The sequence below is a fragment of the Pseudomonas sp. BNK-7 genome, assembly GCF_048072025.1.
Classification (GTDB): domain Bacteria; phylum Pseudomonadota; class Gammaproteobacteria; order Pseudomonadales; family Pseudomonadaceae; genus Aquipseudomonas; species Aquipseudomonas danubii.
The window spans coordinates 4,377,503-4,396,862 of record NZ_CP182252.1 but is presented as its reverse complement, the minus strand read 5'-3'; the positions used below and the strand labels follow the sequence as shown (position 1 = coordinate 4,396,862).

Annotated in this window: 11 protein-coding genes; 1 reads left to right on the top strand and 10 read right to left on the bottom strand. The window is 64.5% G+C overall.

Annotation, left to right across the window (positions count from 1 at the left end; all coding sequences use genetic code 11):
* Window positions 1-49: 49 nt before the first annotated feature.
* From ACMGF8_RS20340 to ACMGF8_RS20330, 3 genes are read right to left on the bottom strand one after another with little or no spacing between them, the layout of a single operon-like run.
* Window positions 50-2,209 (bottom strand): type I secretion system permease/ATPase, encoded by a 2,160-nt coding sequence (locus ACMGF8_RS20340; protein WP_416757012.1) that lies wholly within the window; start codon window positions 2,207-2,209, stop codon window positions 50-52.
* 2 nt (window positions 2,210-2,211) lie between these two features.
* The gene (locus tag ACMGF8_RS20335; protein ID WP_207815137.1) at window positions 2,212-3,600 is read right to left on the bottom strand and encodes an HlyD family type I secretion periplasmic adaptor subunit; all 1,389 of its coding nucleotides are present in this window, start codon (window positions 3,598-3,600) and stop codon (window positions 2,212-2,214) included.
* The gene (locus ACMGF8_RS20330; RefSeq protein WP_207167904.1) at window positions 3,597-5,738 is read right to left on the bottom strand and encodes a type I secretion system permease/ATPase; all 2,142 of its coding nucleotides are present in this window, start codon (window positions 5,736-5,738) and stop codon (window positions 3,597-3,599) included. Before ACMGF8_RS20330 ends, ACMGF8_RS20335 begins: the two co-directional genes overlap by 4 nt.
* Before the next feature lie 489 nt (window positions 5,739-6,227).
* On the opposite strand from ACMGF8_RS20330, the gene ACMGF8_RS20325 reads away from it, so the two are divergent.
* Entirely contained in the window at window positions 6,228-6,995 is a 768-nt protein-coding gene (locus ACMGF8_RS20325; protein ID WP_207815136.1) for a substrate-binding periplasmic protein, read from the top strand.
* 133 nt (window positions 6,996-7,128) lie between these two features.
* Here the strand turns inward: ACMGF8_RS20325 and pelG are convergent, their stop codons facing one another.
* Genes pelG through ACMGF8_RS20290 form a run of 7 tightly spaced genes read right to left on the bottom strand, consistent with a single transcriptional unit; the run spans window position 7,129 to window position 19,297 of the window.
* Complete coding sequence (pelG, locus tag ACMGF8_RS20320) at window positions 7,129-8,499, bottom strand: exopolysaccharide Pel transporter PelG (RefSeq protein WP_102865059.1); 1,371 nt, start codon at window positions 8,497-8,499, stop codon at window positions 7,129-7,131.
* Window positions 8,500-10,032, bottom strand: a complete 1,533-nt coding sequence (gene pelF, locus ACMGF8_RS20315; RefSeq protein ID WP_115580017.1) for a GT4 family glycosyltransferase PelF — start codon at window positions 10,030-10,032, stop codon at window positions 8,500-8,502. It lies immediately after the preceding gene.
* The gene (locus tag ACMGF8_RS20310) at window positions 10,029-11,018 is read right to left on the bottom strand and encodes a tetratricopeptide repeat protein (RefSeq protein WP_102865061.1); all 990 of its coding nucleotides are present in this window, start codon (window positions 11,016-11,018) and stop codon (window positions 10,029-10,031) included. Before ACMGF8_RS20310 ends, pelF begins: the two co-directional genes overlap by 4 nt.
* Window positions 10,996-12,366 (bottom strand): PelD GGDEF domain-containing protein, encoded by a 1,371-nt coding sequence (locus ACMGF8_RS20305; RefSeq protein WP_102865062.1) that lies wholly within the window; start codon window positions 12,364-12,366, stop codon window positions 10,996-10,998. The genes ACMGF8_RS20310 and ACMGF8_RS20305 overlap by 23 nt, the downstream gene beginning before the upstream one ends.
* Window positions 12,367-12,371: 5 nt before the next feature.
* Entirely contained in the window at window positions 12,372-12,893 is a 522-nt protein-coding gene (locus tag ACMGF8_RS20300; RefSeq protein ID WP_102865063.1) for a penicillin-binding protein activator LpoB, read from the bottom strand.
* 28 nt (window positions 12,894-12,921) lie between these two features.
* Entirely contained in the window at window positions 12,922-16,509 is a 3,588-nt protein-coding gene (locus ACMGF8_RS20295; RefSeq protein ID WP_207815135.1) for a tetratricopeptide repeat protein, read from the bottom strand.
* On the bottom strand, window positions 16,487-19,297 hold the full coding sequence (locus tag ACMGF8_RS20290; protein WP_416757011.1) for an endo alpha-1,4 polygalactosaminidase: 2,811 nt from the start codon (window positions 19,295-19,297) through the stop codon (window positions 16,487-16,489). The genes ACMGF8_RS20295 and ACMGF8_RS20290 overlap by 23 nt, the downstream gene beginning before the upstream one ends.
* Window positions 19,298-19,360: the final 63 nt, after the last annotated feature.

Sequence of the window (19,360 nt, the reverse complement as noted above, 5' to 3'; positions counted from 1 at the left end):
GGAGTGGGGAGACATGACGGGTGGCTGAGTCCTCCTGCCGTGGGTGGGGTCAATCCTTCATCTGCAGTGCCCATTGCCGGGCATACACGCCGTCCAGGGCGAGCAGCTGTTGATGTGTGCCTTGTTCGAGCACCCGGCCCTGATCGATGACCAGAATCCGGTCCGCGTGGCGCAGGGTGTTGAGGCGATGGGCGACACTGATCACCGTGCGGCCGCGGACGATGCCCTGCAGATTGGCCATCACCGCTGCTTCCGACTCGTAGTCCAGGGCACTGGTGGCTTCATCCAGCAACAGGATGCCGGGGTTGGTCAGCAGGGCCCGGGCCAGGGCGATGCGTTGCCGCTGGCCGCCGGAGAGCTGGCCGCCCCGCTCGCCCACCTCGGTCTCGTAGCCTTGGGCCAGGACCTCGATAAAGGACGCCGCCCCGGCCAGACTGGCGGCGTGCCGCACTTCGGCATCGCTGGCCTGAGGCCGGCACAGGCGGATGTTCTGGGCAATGCTGCCGGCGAACAGCACGCTCTCCTGGAGCACCACGCTCATGTTGCGGCGCAGGGCCACCGGGTCGGCGATGGCCAGGTCGATGCCGTCCACCAGCACCCGGCCGTGCTGGGGCACATAGAGGCGCTGCAGCAGGCGGGTCAGGGTCGACTTGCCGGAACCGGAGGGCCCGGTAATGCCGACGAACTCGCCCGGCTGGATCTCCAGATCCAGCTGGCGCAGCACCTCCTGGCCGTCTTCTTCGTAGCGAAAGCGCACGCCCTGGAAGCTCACGGCGCCCTGCAACGCCGGCACCGAGGCCAGACCGCCGCTACCGCTTTCACAGTCGCTGTCGAGAATGTCCCCCAGGCGGCGCAGGGAAATCAGCGTGTGCTGAAAGTCCTGCCAGACCTGGGCCAGGCGCAGGATCGGCTCCACCACATGCCCGGCCAGCATGTTGAAGGCCACCAGCTGGCCGGGGCTCAACTGGCCGTCCAGCACCAGCATTACGCCCCACCAGAGCAACAGCGCCGCGGTCAGCTTCTGGATCAGGCCGATGCCCTGCCCGGCCCAGATGCCGACGATGCGGGTGTGGAACGCCGCCCGCACATAGGCCGCCAGCTGGCGCTGCCACTGCTGCTGGAAGGCGCTTTCGATGGCCCCGGTCTTGATGGTCTCGATGCCGCTCACGGTCTCGGTGAGAAACGCCGTGTTGGCCGCATTCAACTCGTATTCGCGCAAGGCCCGGCTGCGCAGCAAGGGCCCCACGCACAGCCAGAAAAGGAAATACAGGGCCAGGGAGCCCACCACCACCCAGGTCAGCAGCGGTGCATAGCTGTACATCACGGCGATGAACAGCCCGCAGAACGCCAGGTCCAGCACCAGGGTCAAGGCCGAGCCGGTGAGAAACTGGCGGACCTGCTGCATCTCGCCGACCCGGGCGATGATCTCGCCGCTCTGGCGGCGCTGGAAATACTCCAGCGGTAACTGGATCAGGTGCTGGTACAGGCGCGCGGACAACTCGGCGTTGATCTTGCTCGCCACATTGCTGAACAGCCAGGACCGCAACAAGCCGAACAATGGCTCGAACAGCGCCAGGGCCAACATGGCGATCCCCAGCACTTGCAGGCTCGACAGGCCGCGACTGACCAGGACCCGGTCGATGATGTTCTCGAACAGCAGCGGCGTGACCAGCGCCACCCCTTGCAGCATCAGCGACACCAGCAGCACGCTGCGAAACTGGCGCCCATGCTTGAGGATCGACGGCAGGAACCAGGAGACGCCGAAACCACCGGTCTTGAGTTGCACGTGCCGCTCGGCCAGCAGCAGCACCTCTCCCGTTCGCTGATCCTGGCCCTGCCAGAGCGTCGCCAGCTCCTGGCGCGACAGGCTCTGGCATTGCCCCTGCAACGGCCAGAACACCCGGACCTGCTCGTCCTCTACCGCCTCCAGCACCGCCCAGCCGTGAGGGGTGTTCAACAGTGCCGGCAGCGGCAGGTGATGCAGGCGCTGCACCCGGCTCTGCACCGCCCGTGCGCGCAGGCCGATCCAGCCGGCGCAGCGCCGCAGGTCAAGGCTGTCGGCCGGACCTTCAACCCGTCCCAGGCGGTGAGTCAGTTGCGCCACGCTGATGTTCAGGTCGAAGCGCCGGGCGGCCCAGGCCAGGGCGTGCAGGCCGGTGTCGAGCAGCGTCGCTGAGGGTTCGGAGGCGGCATCGAAAGCGCGGGTCATGTTCAACGCTCCCGCAACGCTTCGGACTGATACTCACGAATCGGGCTCAGCAGGTAATTGATCACCCGCCGCTCGCCGGTGCGAATCTCGCCGGTCACGCTCATCCCCGCCTGCAAGGGCATCCAGCCCTGCCCCGCGGCAATGGCCGCACGCTCCAGGCGAATCCGCGTGGGGAACACCAGCCCCAGCTGGTCGTCCTTGATGGCATCACCGGAGACATGCTCCACCGTGCCGCGCAAGGTGCCGTAGCGGGTGTAGGGAAACGCATCCACCTTGATCTCCACCGGCTGGCCGGCCCTGACGAAGCCCACGTCCTTGTTCAGCACCATGACCTCGGCATCCAGCTCGGCCCCTTCGGGCACGATCACCAGCAACTGTTGCGCCGCTTGCACGGCGCCGCCCAGGGTATGCACCGCCAGTTGCTGGACCACGCCGTCCACCGGTGCCAGCAGGGTTTGCAGGCGCTGGCGGTCGCGGCCGCGAATCAGTTGCTGCTCAAGCACAGCGATCTCCTGTTGACTGCGGTTGAGCAGTTCGTGCTGCTCGCGCTGGGTCCTGGCCAGGAAGCTGTCGCGCTGCTCGCGACGGTTCTGCGCCTGGGCCTTGAGCACCTGCAACTCGGCCTGTTGCTGGGCCAGCGAACGCTCGACTTCCAGTTGCTCCTTTTCCTGCTCAAGCAACTCGACCATGGGCATCAATTGTTCAGCCGCCATCGCCCGGCGTGCATGGAGCCGTTTGCGCACATTGCTGGACAGCTTGCCCAGGGCGCTGATCTCGCTGCCCCGGGCCCGCTGATTGGCCTGGTTGATGGCGATCTCGGCATTGAGGCTGTCCAGGTTGGCGCTGATTTCCTTCCAGGTGCTCAGCAGTTGCTCCCGGGCCGCTGCTACCTGCTGTGCATCCAGGCCCGCCGGCGCCTGATAGCTGTGCAAGGGCTCCGGGGTCAGCAGTGCGCGAGCCCGGGCCAGCTCCAGACGTTTGAAGTCCAGTTGCGTGCGCAACTCGCTCAGTTCGGCGTCGATGCCAATCGGGTTCAGCGCCACCAGCACCTCGCCGGCCTTGACCCGCTGCCCGTCACGCACATGGATGGCCCGGACTTCACCTGCCTCGTGGGCCTGGATCACCTTGGTGTAGCTGGACACCATGAGGCGTCCGGCGGCACTGGCATGAATGTCGAGAAAACCGAAGATCGCCCAGCCCAGGGCCAGCAGGATCGCCAGGATCAGCAGCAGCGCCGTGCAGCGCGCCCAGGGCGCCGGTGGCCGCTCGACAATTTCCAGGTAGCCGGGCTGGAACTCGTACTCGTCGCGGCTGCGCTTGAGCCGCGTCCGCGCCTGCCCCAGGCGTTGCCAGGCGCGACGTGCGCGAGACAACAGCGTGCCGAACATCATGACGCCTCCTTGCTCAGCGCCTGCTGCAACGCCCACAGGCGCGCGTAGCAACCACCGTTGGCCAAGAGTTGCTGATGGCTGCCGGATTCGCTGATACGCCCCTGTTCCAGGGCGATGATGCGTTGGCAATGCCGTACCGCAGACAGGCGATGGGCAATGATGATCACCGTGCGTCCCTGGGCGATGCTTGCCATGTTGTCCTGGATCAGCGCCTGGGATTCGTCATCCAGGGCGCTGGTGGCCTCGTCGAAAATCAGCAGGCGCGGGTCGCCCATCAGTGCCCGGGCAATGGCGATGCGTTGCCGCTGGCCGCCGGACAACGAGCTGCCGGCTTCGGCCAGCACCGTGTCGTAGCCCAGGGGCAGGCGCAGGATGAAATCATGGGCACCGGCCAGGCGCGCCGCGGCAATCACGCTTTCCAGGGAAGCCGTGGGATGGCGCAGGGCGATGTTGTGGCGCACGCTGCGGTTGAACAGGTAGTTTTCCTGGAGCACCACGCCAATCTGGCTGCGCAGCCAGGCCGGCTGCAACTGATCCAGGGGCAAGCCGTCGATCAGGATGCGCCCGCCATCGGGGGTGTAGAGTTTCTGCAGCAGGCGGGTCAGCGTGCTCTTACCGGAGCCGGACGGGCCGACGATACCCAAGGTCTGCCCGGCGGCGATATGCAGGTCCAGGCCGCGCAGCACCCATGCAAGTTCCGGGCGGTAGCGGAACACCAACTGTTCGATGCGCACTTCGCCACGCAGCGCCTGAGTCGGGCGCAAATCCCCCTCGGCCTGCTCCACCGGCAGGTTGAGCATGTCGCCCAGCTTGTCCACCGACACCCGCACCCGGACGAACTGCTGCCAGACCTCGATCAGCTTGGCCACAGGCTGGCTGACGTGGGACAGCATCATGTTGAAGGCAATCAACTGGCCGATGCTCATCTGCAGGTCGATGACACGGCTCGCGCCCCAGCAGATCACCGCCACCGCGGTGACTTTCTGCAACAGCATCACGCTCTGGCTGATGGCGCTGCCCAGGGTCTGGCTGGCAAACCCGGCCTCGACCATCTGCGCCGTCTGCGACTCCCAGCGACGCTGCATGCGCGGCTCCACCGCCAGGCTCTTGATGGTTTCGCTGCTGCTGACGCTTTCATTGAGAAAGGCGGTGTTGCGCGCCGCGCTGTAGAACTGGCGCTCGATGCGCTTCTCCAGCGGGCCGGTGCTGAACCAGGCCAGCAGCGCATACAGCGGCAGGGTCAGCAGCACCAGCAGGGTCAAGGGCCAGGAAATCCAGGCCATGACCGCAAAGAACACCAGGGTGAAGGCCACGTCGACACACAGGGTCAGCAGCGAGCCGGTGAGAAACTCGCGGATGCTGTCCAGCTCCTGGACCCGGGTGATGATCGCCCCCACCTGGCGTTGCTTGAAGTACAGCAACGGCAGGCCCAGCAGATGGCGCAAGAGCTTGACCCCAAGGCCGATGTCGATGCGATTGGCGGTGTGCGCCGCCAGGTATTCACGCAAGCCCTTGAGCAGCACCTCGAACAGGCCCACCAGCACCAGGGTCAGCACCAGCACGTCGAGGGTCGACAGCGCCCGGTGCACCATGACCTTGTCCATCACCGCCTGGAAGAACAGCGGCGTCGCCAGGGCCAGCACCTGCAGCAACAGCGAGCACAGCAACACTTCGCCGAGTATCCGCCGATGGCGCAGCAGCTCCGGTACGAACCAGGACAGATCGAAGCGCAGGCCGCTCTGGCGCAGGCGAATCACCTCCCCGCTCCACTGCTCGGCCAACTGCTGGCGATCGAGCATGTCCGGAGTCGGCATTGAAGGTCGCTGCACCAGCGCCTGGGTGTCCGAGAGCCGCGCCAGCAGCATGAATTCGCCGCTGTGGTTGCGCCAGACCAGGGGCAGCATCTTCGGCGTCAGTCGGGCCAGCGCCAGGCGTTCCAGGCGCAGATCAACGCCGGCGTTGCGCGCATAGTCCCTGAGGGCCTGGCGCAGGTCCGGCGAGGGGGACTGCTCCTGGGATGGCGGCTGCGCAGCTGGCGGTAGGCGTTCCTGGGTCAGTTGCAGCAGCAGATGGCAACAGGCCAAGGCTGATTGAACGGCCGTGTCGGCCGCGGATGAGGTGGCAGACAGCGTCGTCATAGCGGCGCGTCCGCAAAAAACAGACTGCGGGGTGGTGCAATAGTGACTGGCATAGACCGCTCGTTGCTTGCTCCAGGGAGCGTGGAGGCACGAACGCAGTCTGAGTCAGCTAATTGCGAATGATAATCAGCAGTTTGATTGAAGCGTTTTAACTAAAACTTAAAGCTGTCCCCTAAATCCCCGGCATGCCCAGGCTGCGCATGCAGGGGGACCTGGCCCCAGGCTGACGAGGCTACTGATACAGCGCTGCCCACGGCTGTTCAACCTGAGTCTCAGCGCGTACCAGTCGCTGCCCTCACCGGTTGCGCCAGCCCTGAACCGTGATGGCAATCAGCGGTCAAAATAATCCGTCAAATCCATCCATCTCTGCACATAACCCTCTAATCTTGGCGGCACGTTTTGCAGGTCGTTGCGGTCGGTCTTTGTAGGTGTCGAATACGCAGCGTTAATCCGAGAGCATGAAATGCCACTGTCTGTTGAGTTACTGCCATGACTCAGGTGAGTCAATCGTTGCGCCAGCGGGGGGCGCTGATCCTGACGACGCTGCTCGCGCTGATGGCCTGGGGGCCCGCAGTGTCTGGCGCAGAGTCCCGTAGCTTCGAGCTGTACATCGCCGAAGCGCCGCCTTTATCGATGCTGGATCAGTCCGGCCTGCATGGCATCGTCGGCGACGCGACACTGGAAGCGGCGACCCGGGCCGGATATGCGCTGCACTTTGTCGAAGTGCCTTGGGCACGAGCCCAGCAAAGCGTACGCAAAGGCGTCGACAAGCTGATCATTCCGCTGTCGCGCACGCCAGAAAGAGAGGCTGATTACACCTGGATCGCGCCCATCATGACCATGGACAGAGCGTTTTTCAGCCTCGATAAACGCGTCCAGAGCATGCAGCAGGCACGGGAAACCTTTGCCCGCATCGCCGTTGGCCGAGGCAGCGCCCAAGAGCAAAAACTGCGGGCAGAGGGCTTTAGCGATGCCCAGATTTATCCGTTTGAGATTGGTGAGAATCCGGCGCAATTGCTGCTGATGGGGCGCGTCGATGCCTGGTTCAACGGCATTCCTGAAACGCAAGCTATCTGGCGCAAGCTGTCAAACAGGACGTTGCAGGTCAGTCCGTCCTTGATGAAGACCGATCTGTATCTGGCCTGCTCCAGACAGTGCGATGCGCTACTCGTGCGCCACTTGCAGGCGGCAGTCGAGACACTGCGCAAGGACGGCACGCTGGAGCGGATAAAAAACGCTTACCTGAAAGAGCGGTGATCCGTTGCCCCGGCGCAGGTCAATCAGCACCTCGCGCCAGGGGGCAACTCACGCAGTGCACTGCATCACCTCGGCCCTGTACCCGGCTTGCGCTGGCGTCATGACTGCGAGCCTGGAGAGGCCGTGCACGGCCTTAACGCGAGAGCATGAAGGTCTCGTACTCCAGGTCATCCAGCGCCGTCGACAGCCGCGCCAGCCCCAGCAATACGCAGATCAGCAGCGACAGGGTAAAGCCATAACCGAAGTAGCTCGGCCCCAGGTGCAGGCTCAGCAGGGTCAAGGCGGCGTTGAGGGCGACGAAGAACAGGCACAGCTCCAGCACGATCGCGCGTTTGTCGAGGTAGAAAAACACGTTGAGGATCGCCATGAACACCACCTGGATGCTCACCCCGATCAGGTCGATGTAGAACAGCGGCAGGTAATAACTGGACATCCCCAGCCACTCCAGCAGGCGCGGACCGAAGAGAAACAGCAGCACCACCGTCAGCCCCTGGACCTTGCAGATTTCCAGCAGGCCCTGGCGGATCGAGAAGGTCATCTCGGCTTTCAGCGAGCCGATATGCTGCAGGGTCTCGCCGTCGCGCACCGCGCGAAACAGCCGGTCGTACCACTCGGCGAAGTCGGTTTCGATCCTGACCAGAAACACCGCCATGCCGGGAATGATCGCCAGGTAGGCGAGGAAGATCGGCAAGTCGTAGAGGATCGAGGCGCGCATCGGCCCGATCACCTGGCTTGAGGTGTCCGGGTTGAACCAGAAGATGAACTTGTCGATCCAGATGCCCAGGTTGTAGCAAAACCCGGTCAACAGCAGGCTGAGGAACACCTGGCGACGGTCGAGGAAGTCGAAGGCCACCAGCTTTTCCGCCCGGTACTCGCGCAGGATGTCGTAGAGAAACAGGAACAACAGCGAGCTATGCCCCAGCAGCAACGCCAGCAACAAGCCTTCCATGCCCATGTGGCGCAGGAAGAATGCGCTGCCGACCATCAGTCCGTAGCCCACCAGCATCACCAGCAGGATGCGGTTATAGGCCTTCATCCCCGAGAGAAAGATGATCACCAGCCACAGGTTGCACAGCACCACGAAGTTGGCCAGGGTCAGCAGGCGGTAGAGCAGCGGCTGGTCGAACAGGGTGCCCAACAGCACGATGCCCAGCACCCCGGAGCCCAGGGTCACCAGCAGCAGTACACCCACCAGGTTCGGCAGGATCTGCTCGTACTTGCGCTCGAACAGGCGGTCGGAGACAAAACGGGTGAAGAACAGCTGCAAACCGCCGGTGAGGATCAGCGACGTGGCCATCAGGTAGGTCACGGTGATCAGGAACTGGCGGATCAACACCTCCGGAATCACCAGCCCCAGGCTGATGACCCCCACCAGCATCACGCTGAGAATCGACAGCACCCAGGGTCCGGAGCTGATCAGCCCGGCATAGACATAGGCGTGCAGCGTCGCCGTGTAGGAGTCGCGGGAGAGAATCTTGCGCAGTTCAAAACCGATGCCGGCCATTTACACAGCCTCCTTGTGTGCGGTGCCCATGGCGGTGTCATACAGCGCACGATAGCGTTCGATCATCAGGGTTTCGCTGTAATAGCGATGCACCCGCAGCAAACCGGCGGCCTGGGCGGACTTCCAGCGTTCGGGACTGCGCAGCAGGTCGATGATCGCCTGGGACGTGGCCTGGGGATCGGCGATGGCCACCACTTCCCCGGCCAGCCCCAGATCGCGGTCGGCCGCCTCGCCGCCCTCGATCAGCTCACGGCAGGAGCCCACGTCGCTGCTCACCACCGGCGTGCCGGCGGCCCAGGCTTCGAGAATCACCAGGGGCTGGGCCTCGCTGATGGAGGTCAGCACCATCAGGCCCAGTTGCGGCAGGATGTCCTGGATCTTCTGGAACCCGAGGAACAGCACCTTTTGCTCCAGCCCGAGACTGGCCACCAGGCTGCGACACTCGGCGACGTACTCGGGGTCTTCCTCTTCCGGCCCGACGATCCAGCCTTCGACCTGGGGCATGACGCTGACCACCCCGCGCATGGCCCGCAGGAAGGTCTTCACGTCCTTGATCGGCACCACCCGGCCGATCAGCCCGACCACCGGAGCGATGCCGTCGGCCCGGGACTCAAGGGCCTGGGTCCACACGTCCAGGTTGATGCCGTTGGGAATCACCCGGGTGCGCTCGGCCGGCGCGCCGTCCTTGATCTGGCGCTGGCGGTTGCCGTCGTACAGGGCAATGATCTGGTCGGCGCTTTCGTAGACCAGATGACCGATGCGCTCGAAGAAGCGCACCCAGAGCATGCGGATGTAACCGGAGCCTGCGTCCATGCTGTCGTTGAGCGCCTGGTTGCTGCTTTCGGCGATCCAGCTGGCCTGAGCCAGGTCGATCTTGCGCTCCTTGGTGTAGATCCCATGTTCGCTGAGCAGCAACTGGCAGCCCCACAGCTGCTTGAGAATGCAGCCCACCAGCCCGGCATAACCGGTTGAAATCGAGTGCAGGACCCGGGCCCGCGGCATGTGCCGGGCGGCATCGGCGAGCATCAGCAACGGCGACTGCATGGTGCGCAGGGTCCAGAAATAGTTGACGAAGGACGGGTCGGCACAGTGCTGTTCGTAACCTTCGGTCAGCGCCTCCCAACTGGGACGACTGTAAAGCACGTCATCCAGGGTGATACGCGCCTGGGCCAGGGAATCGAGCACGCCAATGCCCAGCTCGGCGGCCGGTTTCTCCGGGTTGTGCAGGTAACGGTACAGGTTGCTCAATTCCTCCAGGGACGCCGTGTGGGCAACCCGCTTGTGCTTGGGATTGCGCCAGGCCTCCTCCAGATACACTTCTTCGATGTGCACCACGTTGGCCGGGATCTCGTAGCGGCGCTGACCGTAGGCTTCGCGCTGCCCCCCAATGAACAGCACGGAAAAGGTCAGTTGCGGCAGACCGAGGATCATCTGGTGAATCCAGCTGGACACACCGCCGCGCACATAAGGCCAGGTGCCCTCGAGCAACAGGCAGACATCGGCAATGGGCGTTGGGTTGACGGCGGTTTTCATGTCCAGGTCCTTACCAGCCCGGCAAAGGGCGGACGTTGTTGCATCTGCGGCGGCAAGCTTTTGAGCAGCGCGGGAATCTCTGAATAGTTGCCGGTTTCAAAGGCGATCTCGGCCCGAAACGGCAGGACCTTGGCCGGGTCCATGCCCGCTTCCTGGGCCTGGTGCATGTGCAGTCGCGCCTTGCCGATGTCGCCCCGCTCAAGGGCGATACGCCCGGCCAGCAACAGCAACTCGCCGCCCTCTCCCGCCTCCAGCGCCAGCTCGGCATGCTCGCCGGCTTGCCCTAGCACGTGCTGCTGGACGCTGCCCTGGGCCAGGCCCAGGTAGGCCAGTTCCCAGTACCAGCGCGCCAGGGTGGCATGCAAGGCGCCGGCCTTCTTCGGCGCGGCACCGGGCAGCTGTTCGAGGGCGGTCTGGATGCGCTGGTTGATGTCGGTTTCCTGCTTGTCGAGCATCGAATAGGCCAGCAGGCGGACATCGTCGCTGGGATCTCCCAGGGCCAGCTTGAGGATCGGCACCGCTTCCTTGCCCGGCATCTTGCGGGTGGCGAGCAGCGCTGCCAGGCGCTGGTCGGGGTCCGGGGCGTGGCGCAGCACGTCCTGCAAGCCGCTGTCGCCGAAGGTCGGCGAATGCAGATGGGTCTGGGCGCGAAACGGCAGTTCGGGAATGCCAACCGCCTGCCACATCTGCGTCTCGCGCTTGCGCGGCAGATACAGCGCCGGAAAGATCGCGGCAATCACCCCGACCGAGCCCAGCAGCGGTACAAAGAACGCCAGGCTGAAAATGAACAGCGGACTCCAGGGCAACGGCCGGCGATAGCGGGCCGGCAACAGCAGCCACACCGCCGCCGTCAGCAGGCCGCAGGCGATACCGTGGGACATTGCATACAGCAGCGCGATCTGCAGGTCGGGCAATTGAGTCGTCAGACTGGCCCAGCTCCCCACCTCGAAAAACAGCGCTCCGCTAAACAGCCACTTGCTGATCATTCAGGCCACACTCGTTGTACAGGAAGTTACGCAGCCCATCGCGTTGCCGGGCCGACTCCAGGTCGTAAGGCAGCACCGCGACCCCCAGGCTGGCCAGGTCCACGTTCATGCCGAAGTGCTCGTGAACCAGCTTGCCCAGGCGCGCCAGGTAGCCTTGGGCGCCCTCGGCACTGGTCAGTGGCAACAGCACCAGCAACAGCCCGTGCCCGCGACTGTTGACCAGGCTCAGGTGCAGGTCCAGCCCGCGCTGGCTGCGCTCGAACAGCCGCGCCAGTTCATCGTTGGGCTGGGTCAGTTCAAAGGCGTAGAGGCATCCGGACAGACCGTGTTGCTCGACATCCACCAGCGAACGCTTGAGCTGGCGGGTGAAGTGCTGGGCGTCGGCGTTTTCCAGCTGCAGTACCTGTGAATCCGGGTGCAGCAGGTCGGCGATATGCCCGGCCAGCAGCGCCAGCAGGCTGAGGGTGCGCTCCTGGAAGGCAAAGAACGGCATCTGCCGCACCGCGAGAATCGCCAGCACCCGCCCCTGGGTATCGACCAAGGGAATACAGGCCTGCAGGGACGACACCGACGCCTGCCCGCCGCTGTCGAGCAGCTCTTCACGCACACTCACCAGCTCTTCGCGCTCCAGGCACAAGCGCACCAGCAGGTCCTGGTTGTCCAGGGGCCCCATGGTCCCGGTGGAGGCCAGCAGCGTCAGAGTGGGAGGCGCGCTGCCGGCCTGCTCCACACGGTACAGCCCGGCCACCCGCAACGAGCCGTACTGGCCCAGCAGGGTCAGCACCGGCTCGGCCAGCAGGGTCAGCGAATCATCGCCATTGGGCACCGCACGCAGGCGCTCGCGCAGGCCCAGCAAGGAACTGCGCAGGCTCTGATCGCTGCCGGCCAGACGCTGCTCCAGGCGATCATGGGACACCCGCAGGATCTGGTGCGCCCGGGTGAAGTCGTCGAGTCGGTACTGGCGATACTCGTTGGCCATCTGCAAGCGCAACAGGCGCCGCTCCCACAGGTCGCGCACCTCGCCCACGAGCATGCCGCAGACCAGCACGCCGACGATGTAGGACGAAGCGATAGGCGCATAAGCCTCCAGCCCCGACTGACGCAGGATGAAGAACGCCGCCACCAGCAGGCTGGCGCTGATCAGGCCGCGGACAAAGCCGTAGCGCACGCCCAGCAACAACGGCGCCAGCACCGGCCAGGGAAACTCGGCCTGTACTTGCAAAGGGTCCTGCGGCGTCAGCCACAGCCCCAAGCCGATGACCAGCGCGGTCACCAGGAATGTTTCCAGCCATGACGCCGGACCGCTGGCGCGGGGCGCCAGCGCGTAGTCCATGTGTGGAGAGCTCATGACAGTCACTCGATCCTGAGGCCACCGACAAGCTTGTCGAGCACCTTCTGCGCTGCGCCAGCCAGGCTTTCACGAGACCAGCCGGCACGGGCGCCACTGTTGCTCCAGAGCACTTTGCCAGTGCCCGCCTCAACCACCCGCAGGCTGATGCCCACCGCCGGCTCGCCATCCAGGCCATTTTTGTACTGCCACTCTTCAACACTGCCGGACACCACATAGTCGAGCTTCTGCTCGCGGGCCCAATCCATGGCACCGGCCAGACGCTCGTTGTCGTCGAGCAAGGCCTGCTCGCCCTGCCCCGGCGCGCCGCTGTAGACCTGGGGTTGCAGGCCGCGGCTGCTCAGCACGCTGAGCAGAATCTGCTCACTGCGCTCCCCGGCCTGGGGCGTCTGGGAATAGTTGACCAGCGGCAACACGCCCCAGCGCGCACTCTTGGACAGTTCAGGGCTGTCTTGACCGGTAAAGCTGGTGCAGCCGGCCATCAGCAAAGCGGCCATCGCCAGACTCACGCAACGAATGGATTGCATAAGGTTCACTCCTCTTTGAATTCCATGATCAGCGTCCGAAACGCACGCTGTAGCTGACACCTGCGGTGCCACCGGACTGGCCAGTTCCGCCTTGTGGCGCCGACTGGTAGCCGAAGGTCACTGCCAATTCGTCATCCCCTATGACCTCGGTGCCGATACCGGTACTGATGGCGTAGTTGATGGTGTTGTCGGTCCACTGCCAGCCGGAGCTGACGTCCACCAGCCAGGTGTATTGCCCGCGCGTGCGGTTCAATGCTCCCGGGAAGCCACGCCGCCACGAACTGCCGAAGAACAGTTGGCCGTAGTGTTTCTGCAGCAGGGTCTGGCTGTTGATCTGGTCCGGATTGTCGAGTTCGGCCCCGATCAGGTCGATGCCCCCGCCCAGGGTATTGGCCAGGTTGGGCAGCGAACGGTTGTTCAGGCTGTTTTGCTGGTAGTCGATACCGCTGCGCAATTGCCAGTTCGGCCCTTCGAACTGCAGGGTGTGGTCGAACTCGATCTTCAACGCCTGACCATTGCCCAGGTCATCGCCGCCGCGGGTCGAGAACCAGCGCTGGGCCAGGCTCCAGGACAACTGGTCACGGGCCGAATAGCGATGCCGCCCACCGACCCAGACATCATTCTGCCGGCCGAAGGTGCGCATGTAGCCGCTGTCCTCGTTCTTGCGATGCCAATCGGCGCCGACGTCCAGTTCGTTGCCGCTGTCCACCTGCCAGGTGCGGCTGGCGCCCAGGCCGTTGCGGTCATCGTCCTTGCGCAGGCTGCTGTCGAAGATCAGCTTGTAGTTGCCGTTCTCCAACTGCCGCTGCAAGGTCAATTCGGTGTTGGTCTCGTTGCCCAGGCGCGATGGGTCGAGGACATCGCCGCTGTATCGACCCTGCTCCAGTACCAGCTTGGCGTACCAGTTGTCGTTCAGGTAACGCGCCGCGGTGAGGCGCGGGCCGTTGAACACCAGTCCGCCGTAGTCCTGGCGATCCCAGGCGATCTGCACCCCCTGGGGGGTGCGCTCGGTCAACTCGATGGCCTGGCGCCGCAATTGCTCACGGAGCGACGCAGACTGGTCCTCGCCGAGCGCCGACAGGTCCACGGCCAGCGCTTCGCCACTGCGCCCCAGGCTGTTGAGGGCCTCGACCCGTTGCGCCGGGTCCAGGTCGTCGCTGGCCACCAGGCGTTCCAGGGCCTGGCGGTTGTTGCCGCGCAGGGCTTCCTGGATCTGTTCGTAGCGATTGACCTTGAGGCCACGGGCGCGGGCCCAGGCCAGCCAGTCATCTTTCTGCGCCGACTGATTGATCTCATCCAGGCGGGCCAGCATCTGCTCGAACCACAACTGCAGCATCGGCTTGGAGCCGTCCTGCCATTGCATCGCCTTGTTCAGCGCCTTGCGCGACGAGTAGCTGCTGGCCACCAGGCGCAGCCAGGTCGCATAGCCCTGAGGCGTGGCGCGGATCTGCTCAGGCGTCACTTCACGGTTGAGCTTGAGCCGCAGGCGCTGGGCCGAGTCGGCATAACCCGCGCCTTCCAGGGCGTCGGCGTAGGCCGCCTGGACCATCCAGTCCTGAGGGTTGCTCCGCAGGTACAGGCGGTACCAGGCCAGGGCCTCGGTATTGCGCCCGAGCAACTGACTGGCAGCGGCAAACGGCAACCACAGGGTGCTGTCACCGCGGGCCAGGGAGCGCCATTGCTGCAACAGCGGCTTGAGCTCGCCGGTGCGGCCCAGGTCGACATACAGCCACATCAGGCGCTCGCGGAAGGTGTTGTCATCCGGGAAGCGGCTCAAGCCCAGGCGATACAGGCGCAGGGCCTCGTCGGTACGGCCTTGTTGCACCGCCAGCGCACCGCGGGCAGCCAGGACCTGGGAGCGGTCGGAGGCATCCGGGTACTGGTCGGCTTCCTTGAGCAGGTCGACCACCAGTGGCCAGTCCTGAAGCTCCTGGGCCAGTTGCAGGGCCGCAATCAGGCGTTGCGGATTGTGCTCACGGCGCCAACTGTCAACGGTCAACTGCAAGGCCTTGCGCGGATCGCGGACGCGATAGAGGGCAATCAACTCACTCTCGTCGCCACTATTGAGCGAGCCCTTGATGGCCAGCATCTTCTCCAGTGCCAGCTGCAGTTCATCGTCCAACTCCAGGTCCCACGCCAGTGCGGCACGGGACTGCCAGTAGTTGAAGTCATCGATCTTGTTGCCGTCGACTGCGGTGATCACCTTCCAGGCCGACGGGCTGTCAAACAGCTTGAGGTGGTTGTTGGCCCAGTCCACCCGCTCGGTGCTGGTCAACGGATAAAGGCCGGCGAAACGCTTCCAGACCGCCAGCCGCTGCGGGTACTGCGCGGTGTTTTCCAGGTTCTGCAACAGGCGGACCCAGGCCAGACGATGTTTCGGGTATTTGCCGACATAGCGGCGCAGCCACTGTTCCGCCTGCTCGGGCGTGCCCCTGGACTCTTCGGCGTACACCAGGGCATCGAGTTCGACATCGCTCAAGGCCCGGGTGTTCATGATCCCCGCCAACAGTGGAATGCCCCGGTCGAAATCGTAGGTCTGCATCGCCAGGCGCCAGGTGTGCTCGAACTCGGCCGGGTTGTTGCGCAGCTTGCTCAGGCTGATCCAGTAGCCCAGCGCCGAGGCCGAATCGCCCTGCCATTCGGCAAGATGAGCCATCTGCTCCAGCAGCAGCGGATCATCCGGATGCAGCTGGAGCAACTGCGTGCCCACGGCATGGGCACCTTCGAGGTCACCGAAGGCCAGGCGCTGCTTGAATTCCTTGGCCAGCACTTCCGGGCTGTCGGGTTGCAACTTGCGCCAGGCACTGAAGAACTGCTCGGCCAGGTCCCTGCGGTTGTGCGCCACCGCCACGTCGACGCCCTGATCCAGCAGCGCCGCATCCAGCGCCTCCGGCTGGGTGGCCAGCTCCCGGGCCAGCAGCTCGGCGGCCTGATCGCCACGATCCGCTGCCACCAGGCTCTTGAAGGCTTTCTCCAGGAACTGGCGACGCGCTTGCGGCGTCTGGCTGGCATCGAGCAGTTGCACATAGAGATCGGCGGCGCGTCCGGGTTGCTCGCTGGCCTGGTACCACTTGGCCGCCTCGGGCAGCCATTGATCGCGCTGCTTGGGATCGCGACGGGCCAGTTCGGTATAGACATCCGCCGCCAGTCCCGGGGCCTGGGCACTCAAGGCCAGCGTGGCCAGGCGCTCGAGCTGCGGGCTGGGCAGTGTCTTGTAGTCAAAGGCCTTGAAGCGCTCGGCCAGGGCCTGCAACGCGGCGCTGTCGGTGCTGTTGTTCAGCGCCAGGGCATCGAGTTGCAAGCGGTAGTAGGCCTTCAATGCCGGATCGGGCTGTGGCCACTGCGCCAGGTGCTTTTCCGCCCTCGGGTAGTCGCCCAGCTGGATCAGCAGGTCGAGCAACTGGGTGCGCAACTCGTTGTTGTCCGGGTGGGCCGCCAGCAGGACTTCGGCATAGCTGGCGGACACTTCGTCCGGTTGGCCGCCCTTGGGACGGAACGCATCTTCGTTGCGATAGGTCGCCCACAGCAGCACGCCGACGACAATCGCCACCACCAGCAATGCCCAGGGATTGAGCAGCCGCGCGCGTGGGGCCTTAGTTGCAGAAGAGTTGGGCATCACTCACCTGCTTCATGGGAAGTTGGAAATGCCACAGGCCCTGCTCGGACTTGCCGGCATAGCGTTGGCCCTGGACCTCGACCCGGCAGGGGCTGGCCGAACGCACCGAGAACTCCAGGTTGAATTGACCGGCAAATGAGAATGTCACCTGTCGGTCGCTCACATAACGCCAGTCCCGCAGGGGAATGTTCGCCAGCTCCAGAGCCGGACGTGGATCACGCTCAGGCCGCAGGGCCAGCAGCGCATGATCGCGGCTCAAGGCCACATAACGCCCCTGAGGCAGATCGCGGACCCCCGCTACGCCCTGGGAACGGCCGAGGTCCGGCCAGCCCAGCGCCGGGTCCAGGCGCAGGGTGCGCAAGCCATCCATGCCGCGAACCTGCCAGTCACCATTGGGCGTACGGGCCAGGCTGGCCTGGTACAGGCCATGGATCCGATCCAGGTAGTCGCTCATCCACAAGGACATCGGCTGCTGGCCACGCATGAACTGATAGATGTCGGTCATGGCCTTGATCGATGCCTGCTTGGTCCCCGAATAGAAGTGGTAGTACAGGTGAATGCCCCGCAGGCGCCGTGGGCTGTCGGTCAGTTCGAAGGTGTCGATCACGTCGCGAAAGCCGTAATACGGGCCTTTCCAGAGGTTGGTGTACATGTTCTCGTTGATCACCGGCGCGTAGTACTGCAAGCCGCCTTCGGTGGGACGCAGCAAGGGGTACAGGCCGGTCAGCGAGGGATTGGCCTTGGTCAGGATGGTCTGCCCGCCGTTGACGTTTTTCAGTCCGGCGTCGTAGGCCAGCTTGATGGTCTCGGCGCTGGGCAGCGCGTCCCCCGGCCAGAAGAGCAGCTTTACCGGCTTCTGCGCGGTGGTCAGGCGGCTATTGATGTAGTCCCGCGAGCCGAGGATCTCGCGCTTGTAATCCAGGTTCTTGTACCCCGGGATATTCAGGCGCAGGCCGTATTCAGCGCTGAAGTCCTCGTCCTTCTTGGCCTTCTCCGGCTGCAGGTAGAACGGGTGACTGTAGGTGTGGGTGGCCACTTCGACCTTGGGGTCGGCAAAGATCTCCTGGGCGATCGGCTCCAGTTCCCTGGCCAGAAACGGCGACATGCCCTTGGGCCCGATCTCCCCTTCGATGATCGACACCGAGGTCAGGTACGGGTTGGGACGAATGTAGTCATCCAGCACCTGGCGCCCGGAATACGGGGTGCCGCGCACTTCGGCGCGGGAGGGAAAGCCGTCGCCGTCGATATGCACGGTGGCGATCCGCCGGCCGTTCTCGGTGGTGGTGTCCGGGCGTGGTTGCGCCGGCAGACGCAGGGCTTTCTGGATAAAGGCGAAGGGGTCGAGAATCCAGCGGCTGCGCTCGATATTGGACTCCACCACATAAGGCGCCAAGGCCATGCCGCCCCAGGCGCCGATGGCCACGGGGGCGTACTTGCCTCCCTTGTCATCGCCCAGCAACAGTGCCGGTTTCGGCCCGTCGGGCAGCAGTGTCACCCGGGTCAGTTCACGGGAACGGGCCACGACCGGCGCTTCGAAGCCACCGATCAGCGTCTTGTCCTGGCTCAGCACCTGCAGTGCCCCGCGAGCCCCCGGCGCTGCGAGGTTCAGCCCCAGGCGCTTGAGCAGTGCGCGATCTTCGATGGGCAGCCCGGCCATGATGGCCAACGGCACCTGTTCGTCCAAGCGTTGGCCAATCCAGCTGTTAAAGGCACGACTGTCCTGGGGCGGGCCGCTGGTCATCCACAGCACCACCCCGGCATAGAGGCCGGCGAAGTTGTAGGACGGCAGGCTGTCATCGGCGGGCAGGTAGTCGACCCGATAGCCCAGATATTCCAGCAGGCCGCCCAGCATCCGGTGCCCGGCGTGGTCGTAGAGTTCACCTTCACGCGGGTCATAGAGCATGGCGATGCGCCGCGGCTGTACTTCCACGGTGCTCATGCTGATGGCATTCAGGTCCGGGGTGGTGATCACCGGGATAAAGCCTTCCTGACTCAATTGGCGCACCAGCTTGCGCGCCTCTTCACGACGGTTGGACGGCAAGTAGTCAATGGCCACCAGTGGAATGTTTTTTGCCCGCAGTGGTTTGAGTTCGCCTTCGAGCCAGTTGCGATCGGACTCGGACACCGGACGATAACGCTTGGTCGAGGCATCCCAGCCGGCATGGATCGATTCGACCGCCACGGCCGAGGCGACGCCGTCGAGTTCGCCCAAGACCTCGAACCCCCGGTTGAAGAACAGTTTGAGGTTCGGCAGGCGGCTGTGCAGTTCCCGCAGGAACGACGCCAGGGCCTGGCGTTGCGGTTCGCGATCGGCTTCGGGAAGCAACTGGAAGCTGTCCAGGGTATCGAGGAACAGACCGGCATAACCCTGGTCCTGCAAGGCCTTGGCACGCTTGAACAGGTGTTCGCGCCAGGCCGGGGTGGCGATGTCCATCACCTGGCTGTTCCACGCCTTGTTGCGGATGGCGCTGGCTCCGTGGCTCAGGGCTTCCTTGTCCAGTGCGGCGCGATCGCCATCGAACTCGCCCACCGACAGGTAGGCGAACGGCTGGCTGCCCAGCTTGCGCAAGGTAGCGACATCCCCTGGGGCCATATGACCGGGCTCGACCACCGCCCACTCGAACTGCGCCAGCTCCGGCAGCGGCGGTTGCTCGGCGTACCAGAAACCGACGCTGGCGGGAGCCACCGGGGCGGCTTGCACCAGCGAATGGCCGGCACATAAAGCTAATGCAGTAAACAGACGCCGAACCACTGTGCAGACACTCCCCCGGCGAAACTCCATGTCCATCACTCACTCTTCAAATAGATCAATCCGCACAACAGCAAACGTTCAAGTCCCCGGAAACGGGTC

Excerpts from the sequence above, each read along its gene's own strand:
- ACMGF8_RS20340 (WP_416757012.1), bottom strand. The coding sequence starts at position 2,209 with ATGACCCGCGCTTTCGATGCCGCCTCCGAACCCTCAGCGACGCTGCTC.
- ACMGF8_RS20335 (WP_207815137.1), bottom strand. The coding sequence starts at position 3,600 with ATGATGTTCGGCACGCTGTTGTCTCGCGCACGTCGCGCCTGGCAACGC.
- ACMGF8_RS20330 (WP_207167904.1), bottom strand. The coding sequence starts at position 5,738 with ATGACGACGCTGTCTGCCACCTCATCCGCGGCCGACACGGCCGTTCAA.
- ACMGF8_RS20325 (WP_207815136.1), top strand. The coding sequence starts at position 6,228 with ATGACTCAGGTGAGTCAATCGTTGCGCCAGCGGGGGGCGCTGATCCTG.
- pelG (WP_102865059.1), bottom strand. The coding sequence starts at position 8,499 with ATGGCCGGCATCGGTTTTGAACTGCGCAAGATTCTCTCCCGCGACTCC.
- pelF (WP_115580017.1), bottom strand. The coding sequence starts at position 10,032 with ATGAAAACCGCCGTCAACCCAACGCCCATTGCCGATGTCTGCCTGTTG.
- ACMGF8_RS20310 (WP_102865061.1), bottom strand. The coding sequence starts at position 11,018 with ATGATCAGCAAGTGGCTGTTTAGCGGAGCGCTGTTTTTCGAGGTGGGG.
- ACMGF8_RS20305 (WP_102865062.1), bottom strand. The coding sequence starts at position 12,366 with ATGAGCTCTCCACACATGGACTACGCGCTGGCGCCCCGCGCCAGCGGT.
- ACMGF8_RS20300 (WP_102865063.1), bottom strand. The coding sequence starts at position 12,893 with ATGCAATCCATTCGTTGCGTGAGTCTGGCGATGGCCGCTTTGCTGATG.
- ACMGF8_RS20295 (WP_207815135.1), bottom strand. The coding sequence starts at position 16,509 with ATGCCCAACTCTTCTGCAACTAAGGCCCCACGCGCGCGGCTGCTCAAT.
- ACMGF8_RS20290 (WP_416757011.1), bottom strand. The coding sequence starts at position 19,297 with ATGGACATGGAGTTTCGCCGGGGGAGTGTCTGCACAGTGGTTCGGCGT.